Here is a 23,828-nt window from a genome sequence, read left to right as displayed (position 1 = left end):
CTTTGACCTATTGATATTTTTGAATTATAATAAATTCAGCATGGAAGACATCTTGGAATGGCTTATTGAAGAAGCAAAAGATAAAGGATGTTCATTCGCTGAGGCTCGGTTCGTGAGGAGAGCGTTCTCTTATATTAGGGCACAGGACGGAAGAATTGAGGAACTCTCGCAAAGGGAATTGGCAGGCGTGGGGGTTAGGGTGATATTAGATGGCGCTTGGGGGTTTGCCTCAACCGCTTCCTTAACAAAGAAGGACCTCTCCGCCTCCCTGGAAGAGGCTATTGCCTCAGCGAATGTCCTGCGAAATAAGGTGGAGGACAAAGCCGAAGTGGAGGAAATGAAATCATTCACAGCTAAAAAGGAGCTCCACTGCAAGATTTCTCCCGAGGATGTTTCTCCTGAGGATAAAGCTAAACAGGTATCGGAATGGGAAAGGGAAGCGAGAAACCTTGACCCCCAACGAATTCAAAACACTATCACCTCCCTGAGCGATATCGTGAGGGAAGAGATTGTCTGTAACAGCTTCGGAGTAAAAGTGGAAAGTAAGCTCGTCCACACCCTCGCTTCCATTTTCGTAACCGCTTCCGAGGGAGATATAAGGCAATCCGCTTCGGAGAGAAGAGGAGGAGCGAAGGGCTACGAGCTTTTAGAGGAGTTCAATCCAGAGGACTTCTCCCTAAAAGCGGGGAATAAAGCCCTTTCCCTCCTTTCCGCTTCGCCTCCGCCCGCGGGAACATTTCCCGCCATCTTGGACCCAGAGGTAGTTGGTCTTTTTGTCCACGAAGCATTGGGACATAACGCGGAGGCTGACGCCGTTTGGTCAGGTCAATCAATAATCAAAGAAAAGAAAGGCGAGGAAATAGCAGCCCCCTGCGTGAGCATAGTGGATGACGCAACGATAGAGGGAGCTTTCGGCTTCTATTTCTTTGACTCCGAGGGCACTCCCGCGAAAAGAAATGTTATAATTGAAAATGGAGTGCTCGTTGATTATCTTTACAATTTAGAAACCGCCAAAAAGATGAACGCCAAACCAAGCGGAAATGCAAGAGCCGAAAGTTATGAGTCTCCTCCAATAGTGAGGATGAGCAATACCTTTATGTGCCCAGGAGATTGGACTTTTGAAGAGATGTTGCAGGAAATGAAAAATGGTGTTTATCTCAAGGGAGGTAGATGGGGGTATGTTTTTCCAGAGAGAGGACAGTTTACTTTCAATGTGGAGGAAGCGTATTTGGTGAAAGACGGCGAATTGAAAGAGCATTTGAGGGATGTTTCTATGTCGGGAATGACGCTTGAGACCCTCAAGAAAATAAGGGGCGTTTCCAAGGATTTCAGACTTGCCTCGCCTGGCTACTGCGGGAAGGGAGGGCAAACCGCCTTCGTGGACGACGGTGGTCCATTTGTTTTGGTTGAGGAGATAACCGTGGGGGGTAGAAGATGATGGAGATATTGGAGATAGCACGCAAGGGAATTGAGAAGCTAAAGGGCAAGATAGACCAAGCGGATATTTTTGTAGAGAGAAGGAAGGGCATCAGTTTGAAATGGGAGAAATCCACATTAAAACAAGTTGAAGTGCATTACGATGAGGGAATGTCTGTGCGAACCTTTCACAAAGGAGGGAGGGGCTTCGCCTGTTCTTCACCCTTGAGAGAAGAAAACATTGACAAGGTAGTGGAGGAAGCTATCTCGCTGGCGAAGGCGGCTCAACCCGACCCAGATTTCAAATCGCTTCCCTCACCAGCTGAAGGGAAAAAGGTTAAAGGTCTCTACGACGAGAAAATCGCCCTTCTATCCCCTGAAGATTTAGCGGACTGGGGAGAAGAGATAATAGAGGGAGCGAAAAGAATTGATGAAAAGGCTATTATCTCGGGAGGTATATCAGCGGGAAGCGTTGAGTATGCTATAGCCAATACGGAGGGAGTGGAGGTGGAAGATAGCCAAACCGGGATATATGCGAGCGTGATGGTCGTCCTTCAGAAAGACGGGGAAGTCGCTTCTTACTATGATTTTGATGAGGCTCGCAATCTAAAGGATTTTCACCCCGTTGACATAGGAGAGAAAGCCTGCCTTCAGGCTAAGGAATTATTCGGTGCAAAGCAAGCGCCCACGGGAACATACTCGGTAGTCTTCTCATATCTAATGTCGCCGGGGATAATAGGCGCTATTGCGGGAGCAGCCAACGCCGAGGACATTCAAAGGAAAAGGTCCTTTCTCGTGGGAAAGAAGGGAGAACAAATCGCCTGGGAAGGTTTCAGCGTTCAGGATTTGCCACTAATAGAAGGTGGTATGTCATCTGCAAGCTTTGATGGAGAAGGAGTGCCCCATAAGGAGTTAAACTTTATAGAAGAAGGTGTTCTGATGACTTACTTTCACAACTCATATACCGCTAATAAAGCGGGAGAGGAAAATACGGGACACGCCGCTCGCTACTCCTACAGGGGAGGAGTGGGCATATCTCCCACCAATCTTCAAATTCAACTGGGCGATTGGACGCTTGATGAAATGATAAATGATATGAAAAGGGGACTTTTCGTTCTCAGCGTAGGGGTTCAACCTAATATGGCGAGCGGTGATGTATCTGGTCCGATAGATTTCGGTTTTATGATTGAGGAGGGAGAAAAGGCTTATCCGCTAAAGAATACGATGCTCGGTTTCAATATCTTGGAGTTGCTCAAGAATATAGACGCTATATCTAAGGATTACCGGGAGGAACCCGGCGTTAAAATGCCCGCTATAAGGGTCAAAAATCTCAGGGTAGGAGGTGGAGAGATTGGATAAGTTGATAATAGAAGGTGGGAGGAGATTAATTGGGAGGGTAAGAGTCAGCGGTAGCAAAAACGCCTCCCTTTCCATATTAGTTGCTACCCTCTTGGTGAAAGGAAAGACGAAATTATATAACCTCCCTCGCATCGGCGATGTTTGGACAATGCTTGAGATGTTGAAGAAGTTAGGGGTTAAAGTAAAGCTGGAAGAGGAATTTGCGGAAATAGATGCTACAGATATAGAAAGTTGCGAGGCACCTTATGAATTGGTCAAGAAAATGCGAGCCTCCTTCAATGTCCTCGGTGCAATTCTGGTTCGCTGTGGACGAGCAAAGGTTCCCCTTCCGGGAGGTTGTGATATAGGGACGCGACCCGTTGATTTCCACTTGAAGGGATTGCAGGCTATGGGCGCGGAGATAAGGATGGAGCATGGATATGTTGAAGCCTATGCTGATAAATTGAGCGGGGCGGATATATATCTTGATTTCCCCAGCGTAGGAGCCACCTGCCACCTCGCTACTGCCGCGAGTTTGGCGGAAGGCACCACTTATATCAGAAACGCTGCCGAAGAGCCGGAAATTCACGACCTCTTCAATTTCCTGAATAAAGCGGGTGCAAATATCAAATACATAGATTCAAGGGTCATAGAAATACAGGGGGTGGAAAGCCTCAAGGAGATAACTTATGAGATTATGCCAGATAGAATGGAAGCAGGGACCTTTATGATAGCGGCTGCGGCAACCGAAGGAGATGTCTTGATAGAGGGAATAGACCCCGTTTATCTTAAGCCCGTTATAGAAAAACTGAGGGAGACAGGCTGCGAGGTTCTGGAGATGGAGAACGCCGTTAGGGTTATCGGGAAAAGACCAATCAAACCCGTCAATATCGTTACTCTCCCCCACCCCGGCTTCCCAACCGATATGCAGCAGCCTTTCACCGCTCTTCTGACGGTTGCTGAGGGCACATCTATGGTCACTGAAACAATATACGATAGCAGATTCAAGTATCTAAGCGAGCTCGCAAGGATGGGAGCGGATGTGAAGGTAGAAGGACGCACGGCTGTAATAAAGGGAGTGAAAGAGCTGACGGGAGCACCTGTTGTGATAAGCGACCTTAGAGCGGGAGCAGCTCTGATAATCGCGGCTTTAATGGCAAGGGGAGAAAGCCAAATCGCTGGTTTGGAAAATGTTGATAGAGGATATGAGAATTTAGAAGGGAAGCTCGCCTCCTTAGGGGCATCTATTAAGAGAGTGGCAGAAGAAAGCAGAGAATGTTTAGTCTAACACCGGAGTTTGGTATAGACCTCGGCACCTATAGCACGATAGTTTATTGCAGGGGGAAGGGCATAATAATGCGGGAGCCATCAGTAGTTGCGAAGAATATAATCACGGGCGAGGTCTTAGCTATTGGAGAGGAAGCCTATATAATGCTTGGACGCACGCCCGATTACATAACCGCTGGGCGCCCCGTCATGGGTGGCGTCATAGGAGATTACACCACTACACAGAGGATGCTTTATCTCCTCCTCAAGAAGCTTAAAGGATATCGTTCCTTTTTCAAACCCCGCGTCGTGATTAGCGTTCACACTGGCGCCACGGGCGTAGAAAGAAGGGCTGTAATAGATGCCTGTAAGGAGGCAGGAGCTGGGGAAGTATATCCGGTTGACGAGATAATAGCCGCCTCACTGGGAGCAGGACTCCCCATAGACACACCAACGGGGAATATGGTAGTGGATATAGGAGGTGGGACAACAAGCATAGGTGTTGTTTCTTTGTGGGGGATAGTCGTGCGCTCTTCTGTTCGCCAGGCGGGATTGGATATGGACGAGGCTATAATAAGATATCTGAGGCGAAAAAGCAACCTTATGATTGGCGAACGTTCAGCTGAGGAGATTAAAATAAAGATAGGCTCCTTGGATAAGTACGAGAATGACCCACCCCAAATAGAGGTACGGGGGAGAGATTTGCTTACAGGCTTACCTCGTACAATTACTGTTGACGCAAACGAAATCAGGGAGGCTCTTTTAGAGGTAGTGCAAGTTATTGAGGACAAGATAAAGGAAGTTCTGGAGCATACACCTCCGGAACTCGCTGCTGATATCGCGGAAAGAGGTATAACCCTCACGGGAGGAGGTTCCCTCTTGCGAGGGCTTGCTTCTCATCTATCGGAGTCAATAGGCATACCTTTCAAATTAGTTGAGGACCCCGTTTCCTGCGTTGCCCTAGGGACGGGAAGGATTTTGGAGAATTTAAAAGAATATCGTAAAAAAGGCTATATCAAGGAGGAGTGATTGATGCGCTATGAAGAAGGCGATAATTGTCGGTTGCGGTAGAGTTGGCTCTGTTGTAGCTCAAGCTTTAGCGGAAAAAGGATGGTCTGTTGCCATCATAGATAGGGATCCAGATGCCTTCAGGCGTCTGCCGGAAGATTTCCCGGGAAGGAAGATTATCGGGATAGCCATAGATGTAGAAGCTCTTAAAGCGGCGGGAATTGAGGAGGCGGATGTCTTCCTCGCTCTTACAAATGGAGATAACACCAATGCCATGGTCGCACAAATGGCAAGGGACATCTTCAAGGTCCCCCGCATCCTTGCAAGGATAAACGACCCGCTCAGGGCAGAGACTTACCATTCGCTCGGCATACCCACGGTTTGCCAAACAACCATTCTTTCAAATATTATATTGGAGAAAATCCTTACGGAGGGTGAATGAAATGTATGTGATAATAGTTGGCGGAGGAAAGGTCGGGTTTAATCTCGCTAAGATTCTGCTAAGAGATGGATATGAAGTCATCCTTGTAGAGAAAGATAAGCAGCGTTGGGCTTTTTTGGAAAGGGTTCTGGGAGAAGCCGTTTACTGGGGAGACGGCTGCGAGATGCGCGTCCTTCAAGAATTGGGGTGCTCCCGGGCGGATGTTGTCGTTGCTGTGACAGGGCACGACGAGGATAACCTCACCATTTGTCAGATGGCTAAGAGGAGGTTCAATGTACCCCGCGTCATCGCAAGGGTTAATATGCCACAGAACGAAGAGATTATGAAGCTACTCGGCGTAGATGAAACAATCTGTGGAACCCGCATAATCTACGACCTCATAAGACAGGAAATAGTAACCGATAAAATCCACTTCCTTGCTTTCCTTAAGGAGGGAGGATATGAGATAGTTCAGGTAGTGGTGAGCAAGGATTCTCCTGTTGTTGGTAAGAGCGTGAAAGACATAAGCTTCCCTCCAAACTGTTTGCTTATCTCCATATTGAGAAACAAAGACATAATAATACCTTCTGGAGGAACTATTTTAGAAGCTGGTGATTCAATTATCGGTTTAATCGCGAGCGAGCAGGTTGAAGCTCTTAGAGAAATACTCGCTCCCAAGGAAGGAGGACAAGAGAATGAGCTTAGTTAACCTCAGCGAATTACTAAAAGATGCGGAAGAGAGAAGATATGCTGTGGGAGGATTTGTTCTCGTTAACCTGGAATGGGTAAAGGCAGTAGCGGAAGCTGCCAAGAGAAAGCTTTCTCCTCTTTCATTATGCGTGGCGCAGGTGCATTTTGATTTTGTTGATATGGAAGCCCTTGCGCCAGCAATTCATCAAGCAGCTAAGGAGCTCCCCGTTCCCGTTGCGGTTCATTTAGACCACGGGAAATCAATAGATGCGATAATGAGAGCAATTAAATGCGGATTCACATCTGTTATGTTTGATGGCTCCGACCTTCCCTTTGAGGAAAATGTGGAGATGACAAAAAGAATTGTTGATTTCGCCCACTCCGTTGGTGTCTCAGTTGAGGCAGAGCTGGGAGCAGTGGGCGGAGGCTACGGGAAGGCTGAGGGAGGTGAAGCTCCACCTCCTGAACTCCTTACAGACCCACTACAAGCTGCCGAGTTCGTCAGAAGGACAAACTGCGACGCCCTCGCCGTGGCTATTGGCACGGTTCACGGAAAATATAAGGGGAAACCCAAACTTGACTTTGAAAGATTGAAGAAAATCAAAGAGCTTACTAATGTCCCCCTTGTCCTCCACGGTGGCTCCGGCATCCCACCAGAGGATGTAAAAAGAGCGATTGAATTAGGTGTGAGAAAGATAAACATTTATTACGATATGCAGAGGCTGGCAACCGAGAGAATCAGGGCATTAGTTAACAGAGACGGAGATTCCGTAACCTATCCCGATATTATGTCAGCTTGCAAGGAAGGGGTAAGAGAAGCGGTAGAGTACTATATGGATATATTTGGCTCAACAGGAAAGTGCTCCACTCCCAGCCATCTTTGCAGGAATTGCCAAGCTTGCACCCACGCTAGGGATGCAAGCGCTTTGCCTTCCTTCACAGATGAAGAATTGGCAAAGAGAATAGCAAAAATAGTCGCTGATGTCTTAAAAGGAGGGAGCTCCTAATGATTAAGCTAATACAAGCTGGTGCAGGCGGTTTCGGCTGGTCCTGGACTGATATCGTCCTGCGAAACCCTAATGTTAAGCTAACTGCCTTAGTTGATATCAACGAGGAAATCCTAAATAAAGCCCTTTCGGAAAGAGGGCTTCCGAAGGATATGGGGTTCACAAATCTATCGGAGGCAATAGAGAAGAAGCCCGCAGATGCACTTCTAATCGTCACACCACCCGCTACGCACAAAGAGCTTGCCGAAATCGCTCTCAAAGGGGGTTTGCATGTTCTCTCCGAAAAACCACTGTCCGACAATATGGTTGATGCGAAATATATGGCGGAATTAGCAAGGAAGCAGGGCAAAATTTTGATGGTAAGCCAGAACTATCGTTTCAGCAGTATGGCGAGAACGCTGAGGAAAGTGGTTGAGGGATTAGAGGGCTTAAGCTATGTCCAAATATCGTTCCACAAAGCTCCCCACTTCGGTGGCTTTAGGGATAAGATGCCCTATCCACTCCTGATAGATATGTCCATCCATCATTTTGACCTCCTTCGCTATATCACCGCTTCAGACCCAGTTCGCATAACCGCATTTTCCTGGCGTCCGGATTGGTCATGGTTTGAGGGCGACCCCTGCCTATTCGCCTTCATAGAGATGGATAAATCAATCAAAGCGGGCTACTTCGGTTCCTGGGTGAGTAGCGGGGCAGAAACACCTTGGGACGGAGTATGGAGAATTCAGGGAAAGGATACTGCCATTCTATGGAGCGAAATGGGAATCTTCAAAGCCGAGGGAGATAGCATCACTCCAGTTGAGACCTTGCGTATTCCTTTAGAGGGAAGGGATTTAGTGCTTGAGGAATTCCGTAAAGCTATTGAGGAAGGCAGGGAACCGGAGTGCCACGGCTTTGATAACCTGAGGAGCCTGGCAATGGTCTTTGCCTCCCTTGATTCAATCAAATCTGGTAAAAGCGTTGAAATAGCGAATTATCTATGAGATGAAGGCATTGGAACTCCATAGATGGGATGTAAGCAGAGAAGAGGCAATAGAGATACAGAAGAGGCTCCTCAAACGCCTGAGCCTCACACCATCCTTCCAAATAGAAGATGTAAAAACCATAGCTGGGGTAGATGTTCACTTTTTTGAGGACAATTCTCTCGCCGCAATCGTGGTTATGAGCTTCCCTCAATTGGAGGTGTTGGAGCAGGAGATAGCCATCGTAAAGACGAGTTTTCCCTACATCCCTGGGCTCTTAGCTTTTCGGGAAGCGCCACCCATAATAGAATGTGCGAAAAAACTGAGAACAGAACCCGATATCCTCCTCCTTGATGGACAAGGAATAGCCCATCCTCGTCGCTTCGGCATCGCCTGCCATGTAGGACTCCTCTATGATAGACCCTCCATTGGAGTAGCTAAATCTTGGCTGTTGGGAACAAGGCAGGGTTATCCGCCTCTTCCACCTATTCCCAAGGAAAAGGGCGGAATAGCTTACCTATCGGATGGAAAGGATACAGTTGCAATTGCCTTGAGAAGCGCGGAGGGAAAACCGCCCATATTCATCTCGCCAGGACATAAAATAGACCTTGAAACATCGCTTGAAATCGTTAAAGCTACGATAAAGGAAAATCAACGGCTCCCCACTCCTCTCCTTCTCGCCCACAACTTGGCGGCGGAGAGCATAAAGGGCGGACAAAGAAAACTCTTCCTTTAATAAAAAGAGGAGGTGTCACAATGAAAAAGGAAGCTTTGCTTCTTGGATTATTGCTGGTTTTAGGTTTTGTCATCTATTGTCTCGCCCAGAATCAGGACCAAAAGACAGGGAATACTACTCTTGCATCCCTCAAGGTAGGCGAGAGCGTAAATCTCCCGCCCCCTCGTTTGAAGGGAGATATGTCTCTTGAGGAAGCTATCTCAAAGAGAAGGTCCATAAGGTCATACTCCCCTACCCCTCTAACTTTGGAGGAGATTTCCCAGCTCCTCTGGGCAGCACAAGGAATAACGGAGCCACAAAGGGGGTTGAGAAGCGCTCCGTCGGCTGGCGCTACCTATCCCTATGAGGTCTATGTAGTAACCAACGAAGGCGTTTTCCATTACATACCGAGAGGACACAAGCTGGAGAAGATAAAAGAGGGAAATATAAGAGAAGATTTAACCGCCTCAGCAATGGGACAGGCTTCTGTTAGGGATGCGGGAGCGGTCTTCATCCTTTCCGCTATCTATGAGCGCACGGCAAGATATGGGGAAAGGGCTAAGTTATTCGTTCATTTGGAAGGAGGACACATCGCCCAAAATATCCACCTTCAAGCTGTTGCCTTGGAATTGGGTTCCGTGCCGATAGGCGCATTCAACCCCGAAAGAGTAAAGGAGATAACGGGAATACCTGAAGGCGAAGTTGTATATCTAATACCAGTTGGACATCCTCGCTGAGTATAAAGCCAGCGAAGCACCAAAATTCTCGGTAGCGTTTCAGATTTTGATAAACATATGCCCAAGGATGTGCCATATTGAGTCTGCCTGAATATTTCTTCCGACGACATTCTCTGCTACCACCTAAAAAGAAAAACGCATTGCACATTGATTTTTGGTCTTTTATATTTAATCATATCCGAACAATTTAGGAGGTGAATCCTTTGAAGAAATTAATATCCTTGATTTTTCTTCTTTGCCTCTCCCTTCCTCTTTTAGCCCAAGAGAAAAAGATCGCCATTTTCTATCAGCCTGGCTTCCCCTATTATATCGTATCCTGGTCCCTTAAACCCAATACCTTAGCCCAATTTATGAGAGATGCAGGCTTAGAGGTTGAGCTCTTAAGTGTTAAAGATTTGTCCAATCCTGAGAAATTCAACGCTCAAAAGTATGCCATCCTCATCCATATTTACGGAAATACATTCCCCCTCCAAGCGGTTGAAAACATAATAAGGTTTCATCGTGATGGCGGTTCAATAATCGCGACCGGCGTTCCATTCTGTCATCCCTGCCTTGCCTTCCCCGCTCATTGGCAAGCAAATGTCCCCATAGCTCAAGGTGATAGGAGGGTCAGCCTCTTAGAGGATGCGAGGACTGGCAGATGGGCAGTAAGGATAGAGAAAAAAGGCAAAGACTGGATTGGCATATGGTCCGAGAAAATTCCAGCTAAGGAAGGGGAAAAATTCACTGTTTCCGCTTGGGTCAAATCCAATAATCTCGCGGGAGGAGAAGACAGGCTCTTCATACGATTTTTCTCAAACGGGCGTTTCATCGGTCAAGATGGACCAGCAATTCCCCAAAGCGCAATGGATTGGACGAAGATAGAGAAGACCCTGACTGCGCCTTCCGGCACAACGGAAGTGGATGTCTCCCCTCAATTGAGGGAAGAAGGAAGCATCGTGATTTTAGACGATATTGAATTGACAAGGGAAGGGCATGGCGCAAATCTCCTTTCCAATCCCTCCTTTGAGGAACCCGGCAATGTCTTCGTGGATTTAGGACACGGCTTAGAGTACCTCACCCACGACTTTGTGGGCACAGGTAGCTTCTTTGAACCTCCCAGAAGCGGAAACTTCCAGCTGAAATATCTTCCCCAGAGCGGTCTTCAACTTGATTTTCTCCCTCTGAAAGAACGCTCTGGCTGGTACCAACTGCTTGATGAAAGAAGCCTTCCAAGCGAGGATGTAGTAAGGGGAGTTATAGCCCTTTATAGAGATGGGAAAATGGAGGGATATGTTTCCGCCTTTATATATCACAACTGCCCTCAATTCAAGGGAGCTATTGATATGTGGGCGGGAACCCAGCTGTTCTCCACCTTTGATATTATGAATGTTCAGCTCGCCCAATCTATAATAACCCAAGGCTCTGCCTACATTCTCAAGGAAAAAGGGCTTTTAGGGAAGGATAAATTCTTGAAGATTGCCGAATATACTCGCAAATCCTTCAATCCACCCTCCCCTATCCAAGGTCTCAAACCCATTTATCTATCCCAAAGGGAGAAAGAGTTCGTTCCAAAACCTAAAGAAGCTCCAGACGAAGTTTATGTTGCTGACATAACGAATCAGCGCTTATCTGAACAGTTTGCGTTTCTATCCCTTCAGGGCTTGGCTAATCGGAGGAAGCCTCGTCTCTATCTCATTATGAACGATAGGGATAGCTTCTGGTTGGATTGGTATCTGAAAAGAGGGTTGATAAAAAGGGCGATTAAATTGGCTGACCCTTGGCAAGCTTTCGCCATTTTTCAGAGCGATTATAAGGGATGCGTCATCTATGACGAGAATTTATATTCGGGCGTTCACATAGCGATGATGATTGCCTCACTCAAAAATTTAATCGCCGCTGACGAAAAAACCGCTAAGCGATTGAATCTAACCATCAAAGAAGACCTGCGAGGTCGTTGGAAGACAACTTATGAATCCTACGAATGGGCGGTGGCGAATCTCCTCCCCAAAATGGATAAAAGGGTTGTCGCTTTCGTATATCCTCTCGCGGGGATTGTCTGGGATTATGTAGTTGCTTTCAAGGTCTTCACCTTCTGGATTACGGGATGGGTTGATGGCGCTCGACCCGATTGCGACCCAGTTAGGGAGAAGTTGGCGATAGAAAAAGCCTATGCCCAACTTCCCGTTAACATTCCGGTCCTTGGATTCCCCTGGGCGGGAGAAGGAGTTGGCATTCAGGAAGGTCCGGGTGTTTCCCTTGGAAGCCAATTTGCTAAGTTCACGGTGGCGAGCACCTTCACAAATTTATCCTTCCACAGCGGTATAAAGGTTAAGGAATTTCCCAAGCCAAAGCCACCTCGTTCCCTAAAGCTCGACAAAAGCAAGAATTATGCCACATTTGTCATCTCGGATGGAGACAATATAACCTGCTGGTGGGGAGGTTTTCAACCGCCCGGCTGGGATAGAGAAGAGAGAGGAACGATGCCTTTGGGCTGGACCCTCGGTCCCACGGCTACAGAATTCATTCCCGGGATAGCCTTATATTATTTGGAGAGCGCCTCCCCTCTTGATTGCTTCCTATGCGCGGTATCCGGGATAGGCTATATGTATCCAGATGAATATGCATCGCGCTACGATAACCCTTCCGCCGTGCTCTCCGATTTCCTTAGCCTAACGAAAAAATATATTCAAAGATTGGGCTTGCAGGGATGCTGGACCATGGGAATGGCGAGGAGAGAACTGATAGAAAAATATGCGAGGACTCTTAAGGTCCCCATGTTTCCCGATTACAGCAGGCGAGGTGATATGACTTATGAGAAGGCTAATTATCTCATTGACGATGTCCCCGTTTTCCACGCTTTAACCAATTGGGGTCCAACGGGTAGGGAGGAGGCTATAAATTTCATAGTGAACCAAGTTTTGCAAACAGCTGAGGGAAAGGAATCGCCCTGCTTCGTAAATGTATTCATATGGAATTGGGGCTATGATTTGGGAATGCTAAAGGAGATAAAGGAGAGATTGGAGAGCCAGAACTTCATCTTCGTTCGCCCCGATGAGCTCGCCGACCTTTATCTTCAATACAAAAAGGATTAATCAACCGCTTTCCGCCCTAATAAATAGATAAAGAAGATTGACAAGAGGAGATAAAGAAGGGGAAAAAGGACGGGATTGAAAAACGGGAGTTGACTTCTTCCTCCCAACGCCCAATTTATCCCTTCCAGACCATAGGTAAGTGGGTTTATGAGTGCGAAAAAGCGAATGGCAGATGGAAGATTAGCAAATGGGAAGAATAAATGGGAGAGGAAAATGGATAGCAGAAGAACACCTGAGGCAATATAGAGAAAATCCAAAGAGCGAAACTTAAAGGGAAGGGAAAGAAGGAGAAATAAGGAAGTATAAAGGAGGGAAAAAAGGAAAGAAGAAAAGAGAAAAAGGACGAAACTGCCAAAGCCACCGATACCTGAGAAAAGACGAATGAGAAGGAAAAGCAAGATAGCCTGCAAAATAGCAACAAGCGAGGAGAAAAATAACTGTCCCAGAAAGACATATAGGGGAGGAGTGCCGCTGAGCCTGCTCAAATTCCAATAGCTCTTCCCTCGTTGAACAAATCCAAAAGAAATCAAGAATGAAGTGATGAGGAAGGTAAGAGCTATAGCGCTGGGCAGAAAGTAGATGGGAGAAGGAATTTGTTTTATTGCTCTGGCTGATAAAGAAACGAGATAGAAGAAAACGGGGATGGCTATATAGGAAAGATAGAGCTTGCTTCTGATTGCCCAGGCAAATTCCATCCAGAAAACGAGTAAACCAACCTCCAATTTAAGCATTTCTCTCACCTATGAGGACTTTATATACCTCTCTTAAGCTTATAGATTGTGGCGGAATTTCCCCCGGTTTATAAAGCTCACGGGAAATCAATCTCTTGAGATTAAGGGGTGTATCAAAGGCTATAATCTTCCCTTTTTTCATAATCGCCACCCTATCGGCGTTCTCAAACCATTCTCCCTTAGAGCTCGCCCAGAGAACCGCTGTTTGTTTTTCCTCTCGCAGGCGAGAGATTTGTTGAAGGATGAATCGCATTCCCTGGGAATCTAGCTCGCTTTCCGGCTCATCCAAAAGGAGAAGGGATGGATTATGAAATGTCGCTCTTATGGCGTTTACTATTCCCCTCTCCCGACGAGAGAGGGAATCAATCGTTCTATTCCGCATATCCCAAATCCCAGCTGATACAAGACATTTTGTGATGAGTCCCTTCCTTTGACGGAAAGGAAGGGAGAGGCAGGCTGAAACAAGCCAAAGATTTTTCCATATTGTGAGGTGGGGAATGAGGAGTTCGTCCTCCAGCCAAACGCCGATTTCCTGAAAAGGGAATTTCGCCCTGGGTTTTCTTTCGTGACCTAAGAGGGAGATTTTCCCACTATCTGGTTTCTCAAGCGCTGCGAGAATCCGAAGAAGCGTAGATTTTCCCGCTCCCGCGGAACCGAGCAACCCCACAAACTCCCCCATTTCAATAGAGAAATTTATGCTTTCCAATACCAAAGTTTCCCCTTTTCTCTTTGAGAGGTTTTCTACCTCAATTGCTTTCAACCCATAGATTTGAGGAATCATTTTATTCATATTAAGAGAAAAAGAGAGATAAATCAAGGAAATATATGATTCCATAACATTTGGGACTCCTTAGGAGATTTCCCATATTGCTTGACTATAAAATCCAAAGGAGAATCTCTATTAAGCCCGATATGGGGTTTTGAGGCATTATACCAGATAAGGAATAACATCATTTGCTTATTAAATTCGCATATATCCGTTGAGTCCAGCGGGTATACATCTATGAAATATTCTTGGATAGTTCTCTGGAATCGCTCCACATAGCCGCTCTCTTGCGGTCTCTTTGGATGGGTGTAGAAATGGATAATACCCTTATTCCTGAGAAAATCTTCAAATTCTCCCGCGAACTCGCTCCCGTTATCCGTTTGAACACACCCCCGGAGGGAGGGGGATAACCAAATCTTGAGACAACATCTATTCTATCACTCTTATATCCCAGTTTCTTTTTCTTGGATTTTTAGGTCTTCTTGAGAGAGGTCGGAGCGCTGCGGGGTTATAACCTGCGTCTTTGTATATCTTTAACTTAACTATATCTTCTCCTTTCAAATCTCTCCTCTTATCTATATATTCCAATATCTTTTTGAAATTATTCAGGAAATATATGATTCCAAAACTTTTGAGACCCTTTGGGACACTTACCATATTGCTTGACTATAAAATCCAAAGATTGTGATTCTTGAAACGCCAAAAACTTCCATTGAAAGGTGCTTATAATGGACTGGATGTTCAAAGGAAAATTTCAAAAACTCCTTTAGATTGCTTTTTTCGCCTCTCCCCTCACCATGAGAACCCTAATTCATTTATAGAAGCCCAACATCGGAAGACGGTTCTCAGATAATTTGACAAAACGAAAATTGTTATGTATTATTTAAATTGAAAGTGGGGGCGCGTGGTCTCGACGGGAAGTGGAGGTTGCAGGCTGCGAGCCGAGGTCGCCGCAGACCTCGTAAAAAATGCGGCGAAAAATAAGTGCCAACCACTCTTACGCGCTCGCTGCTTAATTGAAGTAGCGACGTCTCCTCATCCTTGCCGAGGGGGTGAGAGAGGCGCCATATACTCGGCTGCCCCATAGGCTCCGCCCTTGGGCTTATGGGAAAGCTCAAAGGGGCTATGCTTTAACCAATCCTGCCTTTGGGAGTGGTTAAAGTGAAAAGCAAAACAAAGGCTACGCTCGTAGACGCCTGAGGCTGAAGCTTTCCGGACACGGGTTCAACTCCCGTCGCCTCCACCAATTAATAAAAAAGTAGTTCAATTTAAATAGCGGTAGCAGAAGAACTTTATGAAGCGATGTGATTCTAAAATATAAAGTTGATTGCTTTCTCTTTGAATTCAAACGCATTCATATACTCCAAAAAGTCAGTGGATTTATCGCTTGTAAAAAATCTGTTCAGTACACTTATTGATAGCTGAGGCGGAGTTTTGGGTAGTTCAAAATAGCGCTGATGCTGTGGCAAGGGAAAACCTACCCCTATAATAGCGTCCTTTTCTGGAAAGGATTCCTTGATTCTCTCATATATTATTCCAGCGTAGGTGAGGTCTCCTTTCCCTTCGGGCATAAGGAACTGCATCTCGCATAATACTTCTTCAATACGGGGATTTTTATATTTCCTTTCCACTTTTCCTCCTTTCAGCTATTATGATTTTAACCGAATAAACCATAAGTTTCAAAACCTTTGGAGGTCCATTTAAACATTGACATTAAAGAATCCACCTACCACCACTTGTTTTCATCAAATTTCCCCACATCCCATCTCGCCACTTCTTCCGCTTCGCTCGGTTGTTCGGGAAAATAGCTTATCTCCTCAAAGGTTTTCTTTCCCGTGATGAGGCTGGCGAGCTCATCACCTTTCGCCTTCTGCCAACTGGTTATCTTTACCACTCTTAAAGTGAGTTTGCCACCCGTTTGGATTGCCCTTTTTAAAAATCGCATGAATTCCGCCTGCTTGGACATCATTCACCTCCCAAATCATAGATATCGGGGCTCCAATCGTTTCTGCGGAAAATAAAAAGCTTGAAAATCCCGCTTCCATCGCCCCGCATATCAGCCATCAGGGGGAGATAAACCGCCCCAGTTTGCTTTTCAATCGCAGGTAAGAGGTATTGGATGGGATAGCGCCCCAAATCCCGCTCCGCCACAACGCCTTCCCCTTTCCGCCAGACCAACATCTTGAGCTTGCCCCAAGTTATGGGTCGTGGGTCTTTGGGAGCGAGATAAAACTCCCACGGAACATATCCATTTAAAGGGGCGCCGATGGGATAATGGTCGAGAACGGTTAAAAGGTGGTTCCAATAGGTGCTCAGGATATAGGAGAAATTGGGGTCTTCGGGTTGGAACCAGAAGAGGATTGTTTCGGGCATTTCGGGGCGTTGCAGGAAGGAGAGGAATATGCTTTCACTTATCGGCTCCCCTAATTTTGCGTTCAGGACATCGGGAGGCGGGACATTGACATCCACCGCTCCCTCGGTGACCCACAGCCCTTGATAATCTCGGGAATACCAGCGATAATTCCCCTCCTCGTCCCATCCCGTTGTGATGGTTAAAAAGTTTCCCGTTGCGGTGTGCCAGTTATAAGTCGGACCGGGGGAGGCGCGTCCGATAGGGAAAGAGGGATATGGTGGTATAGCGGAAAAGCATTGGGTATATCGGCGGTGCTTCGTTGCCGGATTGTTAAGCCAATAATAGATTAAGCTCCAAACATTTTGAAAGTTAAGATAGTTAGGATAATCCCGTTGAGGGTAGAGGATAAGATTGTTGGGGTCGGGGACATTTTGGGTGTCGGAGGGGTCATAAACGAGCTTGCGTCCAGAGGCGAGATAGATGCCGGCGTATAGGTCGCATTTGTTATACCAATTCCTTGCGAGATAATCAATCTCATAGACATAAACTCCCAGCTCGCCCGATGTCTTGAGGAGGGGATAAAGGAACCAGATAAACGATGTCTCGCTTGATTTGGGTATGGTCGTCCTTTTTTGGAAGGAGACGCCGAGAGGATTGGCGAGATACCAGTCCGCCGTGTATTCCCATATCGGGTAGTTCTCAACTTGGTAAACCCACGGCTCACGGGTTGTTGTCTTCCTTTCTATCCGCTTTTTATCCTTGAGGCTTTTAGAGAGCGTCATAATCCACATTCCCTCGGGGCGCGGGATGGGGATGGCGAAGGGAAGGAAGATATCCCAAGCGCGGTAGGCGAGATTGAGCAGGATTGACTCGCTCCTTTTGTGTCCTAAATGCTCTATGGTAGTTCCCGGAGGATAATAGATATCCCATTCCTTTGAGGACACCACTTCAATGGAGATGAGCTCGGCGAGTTTATCGGAGGAAAATTCGGGGTCTGGGTAGTCAAAAAGATGGATATGGCCCCCTTCCTTATAGGGGAGGAGCGCGGTTAGAGTGGGCAAGGAAACTGTTATGGTATGCTCGTCTCGGCAATAGGCTTGCCGAGTAAGGAGTTGCGGGAAACCCATCCCGCCGATAGCTTTAGCCTTTTCCCATAGGTCGGTTATCTCCCTTTCCCCTTGATAGGAATATTCCCCTTCCTTGGGGTATTCCACCCAGACGAGTTCCCCTTGTTTATTTTTATACCAGCCACAAGCCATTTTACCGCCCGCGTTGATTCGCCAGAGTTCCCTGCCCCCCTTCCCTATAAAATCCACTAAAACGGAAAAGGTTCCATGGTCGCCAAATAAAAATGCCAATGACCCGGGAACCATGCTCATGGGGGTTCCTTCATAGGTGGAAGGGGTGCGTGTAAGCCAGTCGGTATAAAGGAAGTCCGTCTCAATGGGATTAGATTGGGGCTCGTTCGTTTCCGAAAATTCCCCTGTTGGCGAGGGGCAAAGATATCTTGCCACATCGGTTTGAGCCACGAGCCCAGAGAGGAAATGATTTATCCCCGTAGGGGAATATTGACTGCAAAAAGTGAAGTAGACGCAACTGAGTTTTCTGGGTTTAACATTCCAGGTAAAAGAGAAGAGGAAGTGAGGAGCGTATAAGAAGTAAATCATCTAAGGGAGAAAAATCTCCTCCAAATTGCTGACCTCCTTTTCCTCCTTACCCTTAAAATCCCCAAGCCATTTTGCGTATCTAAGCAATGTCAAAAGTAGCGATTTAAGGAGGTCAGCCTCTTTTGATGGAATCTCCGCCTTTTTCTCTATCGCTTCCTTAATTCTCTCCTCCAACTTCTCCAGAAGCTCGTTTGTGAAGGAGAAATGTGAGAGAACATTCTCAACAAAATCCGCACCTTCTCGCTCTCCAATCTTTTTCAAAACATCCTGAGAAGCCCTTGATATATCGACCTGGGGATTGAAGTGTTTTTGGAAGTGGATTTTGAAATCTTTTAGTGTAAGATGATGCTCATTTAAAGCGTAGGCGACAGAGAGAACCCATTCAAGGTCTTTATTGCAGGAGATGTAATAGCGTTCGTATTGGAAGCGATTTGGGGAGGAACAAACAGGGCAATTTGGGTCAGTTTTTAGAGGGGAAAAATCCCTAAAGTCTTTAATTGTTTCCGAGAGCCCCTCCTCAGAAAACTTCCTAATTTCAAATTTTCTGAGGATAGCTTCAATGACCAAGATAAATACAGAGGAAATCTCGGGACCATTGAGTTTCTTTCTGAGAAAGAGAGAAAATCTCGGATACCTCTCAGCCAACACTTCATTAGTTAGAGAAGAGAAGAAAGAAATTATGACTACCCAATCCTTTAAATCAAAGATATCATTTATAGATGCATGAAGATTGTTTCAATAGTAGGCGCAAGACCTCAGTTCATTAAAGCTACCATTGTTTCTCAGGCAATTGAGAAACACAACTCCACCTTCTCAGAAACAATTGAGGAAATACTCCTCCATACTGGTCAACATTACGACTACTGAATGTCGGAGATATTCTTCCAAGAGCTTAAATTGAAAAAGCCCCATTATAACTTGGAAGTGGGTAGCGACACACACGCAAAGCAAACCGCGAGGATGCTTGAGCGCATTGAAGATGTTCTCTTAAAGGAGAATCCTCACCTCGTCCTCGTCTACGGCGATACGAACTCCACCCTTGCGGGGGCTCTCGCTGCTTCCAAATTAAATATCCCAGTTGCCCATATTGAAGCAGGAATACGGGAACATAAAAGGGAAATGCCTGAGGAACAAAACCGCATCCTCACAGACCATCTCTCCTCTCTACTCTTCTGCCCAACACAAACCGCTGTAGAGAATCTAAAAAGAGAAGGAATAACAGAGGGAGTTTTCTTCACGGGCGATGTTATGTTTGATGCTCTCCTCGCTTCCCTTCCCATAGCGGAAAAATACAGCAAAATCCTTGATAACTTATCCCTTACACCTGGAAATTACTATTTGGCGACAACTCATAGAGCGGAAAATACGGACCACAGGGAAAAGCTTAAAAATCTCCTATCAGCCCTCAATCAATTGGAGCTTCCCGTTGTCTTTCCCATCCATCCTCGCACAAGGAAGGCTGTGGAAAGATTTAGTTTAAAGGAATTTCTTGAGAGATTGAGGGTCATTGAGCCAGTTGGCTATCTTGATATGCTTATTTTGGAGAAAAATGCGAGAAAGATATTGACCGATTCTGGTGGAGTGCAGAAGGAAGCTTATTTTCTCGGAGTTCCCTGCGTCACTTTAAGAGATGAAACAGGTTGGGTGGAAACGCTTGAGGGAGGCTGGAATGTCCTTGCGGGAACGGATATTGACAAAATTTTGGAGAACGTCAAAAAAGAGCCACTCTCCTTTCCCCGCCACGATTTCTTCGGGGATGGGAGGGCAGGAGAGAGAATAGTGGAAATTATATCTACACATACTCTTAAATAAAAAATTTTAGGGAACATTTGCCCTTCAAATTCGTCTAAAATATTAAAAAAGGAGGTCGTTTGATGGTTAAAGTTGCCCTTTTAGGTTATGGTTATTGGGGACCGAACCTCGCCAGGTGTTTAAACGAGAGCAAGTCCGCCGAGCTTTCTTATATAATAGACTTGAACGAGACAAATCGCGATAAAGCGAAGTCTCGTTTCCCCAATGCCATCGTGGGCGACGATTTGAGTCTCCCCTTAAACGACCCCGATTTGCAAGGAATTGTAATCGCAACCCCAGCGAAAACCCACTATGATTTAGCCAAAATGGCTCTCTCAGCTGGCAAGGATGTCTTGGTGGAAAAGCCTCTCGCTCTTTCCCTTGAGGAAGGGGAAGAATTGGTGGAACTTGCACAAAGGAACGGGAGAATCCTGATGGTAGGACATCTTATGCTCTACCATCCCGCAGTTGAGAGGATAAGGGAGATGGTCAAGTGTAGGGAAATAGGAGATTCGCATTATTTCTTCTCACAACGATTGAATTTGGGGAAAGTGCGTAGCGATGAAAATGTCCTCTGGTCCTTAGCACCACATGATGTATCAATGCTTCTCTATATTTTCGATGAGATGCCCTCCTCCGTTTGCGCCCACGGCGGCTGTTTCCTTCAGAAGGCAATAGAAGATATAGTCTTTATCCATTTAGATTTTCCCTCTGGCATAATGGCGGATATACAGGTTAGCTGGTTGTCTCCCCTCAAGATAAGGAGAGTTTTGATAGTGGGTGAGCAGAAGATGCTGATTTTTGATGATGTTGAGCCTCTTGAGAAATTGAAAGTTTACGAGCATTCTATAGATATTAAAGGTAATGCATTTATGAACACATTCACTCCCCGCTATGGGGATATTTACTCCCCCGTCCTTCCATCAACTGAACCACTAAGGGCTGAATGTGAGGAATTTATCCGCTGTATCCAAACGAGGGAAAAGCCCAAAACGGATGGAGAAGAAGGATTGAAGGTTCTAAAAGTGCTTGAGTCAGCTCAGAGGTCTTTGGACACAGGGGAAAGGGTCTTTATTAACTAATCGCTATGCCCCAGGATAAACCTCCTCAAAAAGGGAGACTATCGGGATTTGGATATTCTCTCCCTTATATGTCTACAGAAGGCGCATTCACAGCCTTCCACCGTGACCATCATAGGATTTGCCTTAATATTCTCAAGGGATATATCCACGACATCCCTCGCCCTCATCAAATAGACCTCCTTTTCCCCTAACTTCGTTGACTTAATAAGCCCTTTTTGGAAGAGGATTCTGTAATGGGGCTCAAAATTGACATGCCAAGGCGCCTTCCTTATTCTCACTACTTTCCTTTCCCCATTTTCAATGATATGTCCAAGGAAATCGGGCATGGGAACTCCTCCCCATTCCTCCGCCATATGCATAAGTGTGTTCGTATTTAAGGGAGCGAGCATCAATATGAAAGCATCAAGCTCGTAGAGCTTGCCGAAAGTTCCTTCCTTAGAGAAAACTGGCTTATCGGGAGAATGCTGGGAAACTATTAATTCAGCCTTTGGTCCAAAGGCACAAATTGAGTGAGTGGGATGGGAACTCCGCAAAACTCCCTTCCTTTTTCTAAACGCCTCGGTTATAGCGCCCACACGGGATGGAGTTCTCTCCTTTTCAAAAGGAGGATTGCCCACCCAGGAAAAGCTAAATGCGGGCATAACGAGAGTCCCCTCCTCCCCGATGCTCTCAAGAAGGGCATCAATCACTGTATCAGCTCCACCCTCAACATAGCCAAACCGACTAAGCGAAGAATGAACCATCACGATAGCCCCTTTCGGCAATCCCAGCTCAGCAAAAGCCCTCTTGAAATCCTCTTTCGTTAAATATGGTCTAAATCTCATTAACCCCTTCTCGCTTAATAACTTCATCAAATTAACGAGGACTTCAAACTTCACACATGCGCCTTCCTTTAACAAAATTTCATAGATTTCCCCAAGATTCCTCCTGCCATTTGAGAGGAAGAGGGCAATTTGAACCCACTCCGGGGCTCCCCAACCCGCTTTAAACCCACAAAGCTCCTCCAATCTGTCCTTTTCCTCTTCATCAAGAAACTCAAAGCTTACCGCTCCCTTAAACATCCTCAAAGGAACGATTCTCCTACCTTTCTCATCCTGCTCCCCTCTATTTTCTATTTCGCGTTTCCCCTCAGCCTCTTTTCTCCCCTTCACCCCTGATATATAAGCTAAATCCCTTTCGATTCCCCTTTTCTTTTCTTCTGCGAATTCACACAGCCTCTCGCTGAGCTCGGGGATATATCTTTTCAATTCCTCGTCTTTAAATAGATACGAGCCTGGCGCGAAGAAATCCTTGTTTCTCTTCAATTCCTCTGCAGTTGGGACGAAACCCCTACCCCTCACCAATCTCCTCAAAGATTGCAACCTCTGAACATTTCTCTCCACCGTCAAATCTATTTGCTTAACCGTTTCCTCTACTTTCCCATCAAAGATAGCTACCTGCGATATCCTGCTGATTTCCTCTTCCGCCTTCTCCTTTACAAACCTCGCAAGAAAAATAGCTTCCTCAAAACCACTATTAGCGAGGAAATAACAATATGAGCCAGCGATTTTACCAAATGCGGAGAGGTAAACTGGGGAAATTATATTGGGAGTATCAAGGGAATTGTGATAATATGCATCGGGCCAACTTCCCAGTAAGCAGAAGGGAGCGCCCACAAAAGGCTCCCCAAGAATATTGTCATCAATGACGAATTTTTGGATTTTATAGTTGAAAAGAGGATGTTCTTGGCGAAGCCTTTCCAATAGATGAAGGGCGAGGAAATCAGTATAGGAGGGGGTGAAATTGAAAGCTAAATTGCAAACCGACCTCGCATCGCTTGGGTCCGCCCCAACCATATCAAGATTTATCCCCGCAACAAAGCGACGCAGGTTGGGATAGGTATTCAGGAAGGCTTGAAGGCTTCTCACCTCAAATCCGAATAGCAGCCTTATCCCCCTTTGAAGAGGTTCAAGCTTTCCCTTCTCAATGCAGGATTTTATAGCCCTCACCACCTCCAATCCAACAGCACAACCAGAGGCATTGTCATTTGCCCCCGGCTCGCAGAGGTGAGCGGTAATCATTATCTCCTCATCGCTTTCCCCCTCTAAAAGTCCGCTCACTAAAGGAATGCTCCCATTATAATTGTTTGTCTTTACAACTGCTCTTACCTTAACCTTCCCCTTTTCCATTAATTGCCTTAACTTTCTACCCTCTGAGGGAGATAGGGAAAAGCCGAAGCCCTTTCTTTCCATCTTCCAGGGAGGGATTGTATAGTTATGAAGCTGAACTGCTTTTTCGTAATATTTGTCCTCTTTACCATAAGGCTTACCCAAAACGGCGATATAATCCGATATTATTCCCACCGCTCCCCTTTTGAACAATTCCAACGCTTTATCCACTCCGATGGAATTCGTCAGCACGATTTTTCCTTCCACATCCCAGTCCTCAAAGACGACCTGGCACTCAATCCCTTCCTCGGGGGTAGGTGAAGAATACATCATCAGGGAATAGGGGCATTTCTTATAAGAAGCAATAAGCGGCTTATCTACTTGGGGCTCAATTATCTCAAGAAAGGCATCCTCAACATCCCAAGCCTCGGGCATTATCCAACCACCATAATGGGTTATCCCATCGGCGGGATATTCAATAATCTCCCGAATCAATCCGTTTTCCCCCATAATTTCCCATATCTCCCACGCCGTTTTCCTTATCTCATCAAAGGAATTGAAACGAGAATTCTTCCAGATGCGATTTATATAAGCCTTGGCGTTCTCCCCTGAAAACTCCTCCCCAATCGCTTTCCATATCTTCTCAATCATAGAGTT

General features: G+C 46.1%; 20 protein-coding genes, 1 other RNA gene and 1 pseudogene. 14 read left to right on the top strand and 8 right to left on the bottom strand.

Translation table 11 applies throughout. The annotated features are described in order from the left end of the window. Window positions 1-40 precede the first annotated feature (40 nt). The 11 genes from H5T88_08225 (at window position 41) to H5T88_08175 (ending at window position 12,634) form a co-directional block, all read left to right on the top strand. A complete protein-coding gene (locus H5T88_08225) occupies window positions 41-1,438 on the top strand; it encodes a TldD/PmbA family protein (protein MBC7330326.1) in 1,398 nt (465 codons plus the stop codon). Next, a complete protein-coding gene (locus tag H5T88_08220; protein MBC7330325.1) occupies window positions 1,435-2,775 on the top strand; it encodes a TldD/PmbA family protein in 1,341 nt (446 codons plus the stop codon). Before H5T88_08225 ends, H5T88_08220 begins: the two co-directional genes overlap by 4 nt. Further along, window positions 2,768-4,042, top strand: coding sequence for a UDP-N-acetylglucosamine 1-carboxyvinyltransferase (gene murA, locus H5T88_08215; protein MBC7330324.1), 1,275 nt, complete (start codon window positions 2,768-2,770; stop codon window positions 4,040-4,042). The genes H5T88_08220 and murA overlap by 8 nt, the downstream gene beginning before the upstream one ends. Then, window positions 4,030-5,049, top strand: coding sequence for a rod shape-determining protein (locus H5T88_08210; GenBank protein ID MBC7330323.1), 1,020 nt, complete (start codon window positions 4,030-4,032; stop codon window positions 5,047-5,049). The genes murA and H5T88_08210 overlap by 13 nt, the downstream gene beginning before the upstream one ends. Window positions 5,050-5,059: 10 nt before the next feature. Further along, complete coding sequence (locus H5T88_08205; GenBank protein MBC7330322.1) at window positions 5,060-5,470, top strand: TrkA family potassium uptake protein; 411 nt, start codon at window positions 5,060-5,062, stop codon at window positions 5,468-5,470. Window position 5,471: 1 nt separating this feature from the next. Continuing rightward, entirely contained in the window at window positions 5,472-6,158 is a 687-nt protein-coding gene (locus H5T88_08200; protein ID MBC7330321.1) for a TrkA family potassium uptake protein, read from the top strand. Beyond that, complete coding sequence (locus tag H5T88_08195) at window positions 6,145-7,146, top strand: class II fructose-bisphosphate aldolase (protein MBC7330320.1); 1,002 nt, start codon at window positions 6,145-6,147, stop codon at window positions 7,144-7,146. The genes H5T88_08200 and H5T88_08195 overlap by 14 nt, the downstream gene beginning before the upstream one ends. Further along, on the top strand, window positions 7,146-8,129 hold the full coding sequence (locus H5T88_08190; GenBank protein ID MBC7330319.1) for a Gfo/Idh/MocA family oxidoreductase: 984 nt from the start codon (window positions 7,146-7,148) through the stop codon (window positions 8,127-8,129). The genes H5T88_08195 and H5T88_08190 overlap by 1 nt, the downstream gene beginning before the upstream one ends. A 1-nt stretch (window position 8,130) precedes the next feature. Beyond that, a complete protein-coding gene (locus H5T88_08185; GenBank protein MBC7330318.1) occupies window positions 8,131-8,844 on the top strand; it encodes an endonuclease V in 714 nt (237 codons plus the stop codon). Window positions 8,845-8,864: 20 nt separating this feature from the next. Beyond that, window positions 8,865-9,560: a SagB/ThcOx family dehydrogenase gene (locus tag H5T88_08180; protein MBC7330317.1), complete on the top strand. Its 696-nt coding sequence runs from the start codon at window positions 8,865-8,867 to the stop codon at window positions 9,558-9,560. Between the two features lie 203 nt (window positions 9,561-9,763). Then, the gene (locus tag H5T88_08175; GenBank protein ID MBC7330316.1) at window positions 9,764-12,634 is read left to right on the top strand and encodes a hypothetical protein; all 2,871 of its coding nucleotides are present in this window, start codon (window positions 9,764-9,766) and stop codon (window positions 12,632-12,634) included. Here H5T88_08175 and H5T88_08170 read toward each other — a convergent pair. The 3 genes from H5T88_08170 to H5T88_08160 are packed head-to-tail and all read right to left on the bottom strand — an operon-like array spanning window position 12,631 to window position 14,547. Beyond that, window positions 12,631-13,365 (bottom strand): ABC transporter permease, encoded by a 735-nt coding sequence (locus H5T88_08170; GenBank protein MBC7330315.1) that lies wholly within the window; start codon window positions 13,363-13,365, stop codon window positions 12,631-12,633. The genes H5T88_08175 and H5T88_08170 overlap by 4 nt on opposite strands. Beyond that, entirely contained in the window at window positions 13,358-14,200 is an 843-nt protein-coding gene (locus H5T88_08165; protein ID MBC7330314.1) for an ABC transporter ATP-binding protein, read from the bottom strand. Before H5T88_08165 ends, H5T88_08170 begins: the two co-directional genes overlap by 8 nt. Next, entirely contained in the window at window positions 14,179-14,547 is a 369-nt protein-coding gene (locus H5T88_08160) for a transposase (protein MBC7330313.1), read from the bottom strand. The genes H5T88_08165 and H5T88_08160 overlap by 22 nt, the downstream gene beginning before the upstream one ends. A gap of 480 nt (window positions 14,548-15,027) precedes the next feature. Between H5T88_08160 and ssrA the strand changes: the two genes are divergently transcribed. Then, window positions 15,028-15,377: a transfer-messenger RNA gene (gene ssrA / locus H5T88_08155) on the top strand. 64 nt (window positions 15,378-15,441) lie between these two features. Here the strand turns inward: ssrA and H5T88_08150 are convergent. The 4 genes from H5T88_08150 to H5T88_08135 all read right to left on the bottom strand — a co-directional run bounded on the left by H5T88_08150 (window position 15,442) and on the right by H5T88_08135 (window position 18,796). Then, a complete protein-coding gene (locus H5T88_08150) occupies window positions 15,442-15,762 on the bottom strand; it encodes a hypothetical protein (protein ID MBC7330312.1) in 321 nt (106 codons plus the stop codon). Between the two features lie 95 nt (window positions 15,763-15,857). After that, on the bottom strand, window positions 15,858-16,076 hold the full coding sequence (locus tag H5T88_08145; GenBank protein MBC7330311.1) for a hypothetical protein: 219 nt from the start codon (window positions 16,074-16,076) through the stop codon (window positions 15,858-15,860). A 20-nt stretch (window positions 16,077-16,096) separates the two neighbouring features. After that, window positions 16,097-18,151 carry a hypothetical protein gene (locus tag H5T88_08140; protein ID MBC7330310.1) on the bottom strand — a complete coding sequence of 685 codons (2,055 nt, stop codon included), beginning with the start codon at window positions 18,149-18,151 and terminating at the stop codon, window positions 16,097-16,099. Next, window positions 18,152-18,796, bottom strand: coding sequence for a hypothetical protein (locus tag H5T88_08135; protein ID MBC7330309.1), 645 nt, complete (start codon window positions 18,794-18,796; stop codon window positions 18,152-18,154). Between the two features lie 78 nt (window positions 18,797-18,874). Here H5T88_08135 and wecB point away from each other — a divergent pair. After that, window positions 18,875-19,963, top strand: a pseudogene (gene wecB, locus H5T88_08130) (UDP-N-acetylglucosamine 2-epimerase (non-hydrolyzing)). Window positions 19,964-20,025: 62 nt separating this feature from the next. After that, window positions 20,026-21,024: a Gfo/Idh/MocA family oxidoreductase gene (locus tag H5T88_08125; protein MBC7330308.1), complete on the top strand. Its 999-nt coding sequence runs from the start codon at window positions 20,026-20,028 to the stop codon at window positions 21,022-21,024. Between the two features lie 38 nt (window positions 21,025-21,062). Here the strand turns inward: H5T88_08125 and H5T88_08120 are convergent, their stop codons facing one another. Further along, a complete protein-coding gene (locus H5T88_08120; GenBank protein ID MBC7330307.1) occupies window positions 21,063-23,822 on the bottom strand; it encodes a DUF4910 domain-containing protein in 2,760 nt (919 codons plus the stop codon). Window positions 23,823-23,828 lie beyond the last annotated feature (6 nt).

This window comes from bacterium (genome assembly GCA_014360495.1).
Classification (GTDB): Bacteria; Armatimonadota; JACIXR01; order JACIXR01; family JACIXR01; genus JACIXR01.
The sequence above is the reverse complement of the archived record's forward strand: the minus strand, read 5'-3'. Positions and strand labels throughout refer to the sequence as shown.